Source organism: Zhenhengia yiwuensis (assembly GCF_014384995.1).
GTDB lineage: Bacteria > Bacillota > Clostridia > Lachnospirales > Cellulosilyticaceae > Zhenhengia > Zhenhengia yiwuensis.
Map to the genome: position 1 here is coordinate 1 of NZ_JACRSY010000105.1, position 1,505 is coordinate 1,505.

General features: G+C 33.4%; 1 protein-coding gene. It reads right to left on the minus strand.

Annotation, left to right across the window (positions count from 1 at the left end; genetic code table 11):
* Positions 1 to 1,157, minus strand: a 1,157-nt coding sequence (locus tag H8718_RS20200; protein ID WP_249334856.1) for a M20 metallopeptidase family protein, incomplete at its 3' end; no start/stop codon positions are given.
* Between the last annotated feature and the right edge of the window lie 348 nt (positions 1,158 to 1,505).

The following is a 1,505-nucleotide window of genomic DNA, read 5'->3' on the forward strand; positions in this document are numbered from 1 at the left end:
GCACTATATGCATGTATAGCTGCTCCTGTAGCTAGTATAGCTTCATTAAACACAACTTTTTCACTATGCATTGGCGCTCCGAATAAAGGATTTTCTTGTTTTGAACCTGCACCTAGCATAATATATAAACTTGGAACTTCATATGAATAGGAAGCAAAATCTTCTGACCCCATGCCTCCAGATTCAAATAAAATTACTGACTGTTCACCTACCAAATCTTTCATATAATTCGTTATTTCATATGCTAAGTGATTATCGTTGATCAAAGGTGGTACTGAAGATAATTCTATTAACTGTGCTTCCCCTCTAAACATTTTTGCAGTTGCTATCACTATATCATTCATCCTATTAAATATAAATGCTCCTATTTCTTTGTCTAAGCTTCTGATAGTTCCTTCCATAATAACCTCTTCCGGTATTATATTCGGTGCATCTCCTCCAACAAATTTACCTATTGTAACAACAGCAGGCTGTAAAGCTGCTATTTCTCGACTTATTATTTCTTGTAAAGATAAATAGATATGTGCAGCTATATTTATGGGATCTATTCCTGTTTCCGGCATTGCTCCATGACATCCAGCTCCTCTTACAACGATTCTAAATCTATTACATCCTGCTATACTTGTTCCTAAACCACATAATATAGTGTTTGAGGGTGTACCAGAATGCACATGCATTGCCAGAGCTGCATCAACTTTAGGATTTTCAAGCACCCCTGCTTGTATCATCTTCTTAGCACCTGTAAATCCTTCTTCATCTGGTTGGAATACTAATTTAATAGTTCCCTCTATTTGATCTTGATTTTGTTTGAGCAACTTTGCTGCTCCTAAAAGCATAGCTGTATGCATATCATGTCCACAAGAATGCATACAGCCATTAGTTGCTTTGAAATCACATGTAGTAGCTTCCTTCATTGGTAATGCATCCATATCCGCTCGTAATAAAAATGTTTTTCCTGGTTTATTTCCTTCAATTATTGCTACTATACCACTTTCACATATCTCTTTAGGTTCATACCCAAACTCCCTTAACTTATCCATTACATAAGTTTTTGTTTTAGGTAAGTCAGCGCCAACCTCTGGGTGACTATGAAGAGTTCGTCTATAAACCAGCATATCCTCTTGTATTAATCTAGCTTGTTCCATAAATTTATTCATAGTTCTCTACCTCATTTGTTTCTAGTTTTTAACCTGTCTTTTAAACATTAACTTCTCATTTATTATAATAACTTATTGTGCTAGTTAGTTGTATTTTAAAAAGATAAATATGATAACACAAAAAATTTGTTTTACACTTTCATTTATTATTGCTACTATTAAAGTGTGTAATAATGATTTGATTGTAACGCCACATCCTGGATGGCTGTACCTAGTTATAACTTATGTACTTTGCAAAAAAATATTCCTACATAAAAAATAAGGCTAGAACCGAAGATCTAGCCTTATTTTTTATATTATAAACAAAAAGTACCTTCAATTAAGAAAGTATCTCTTTATTTATAAAAC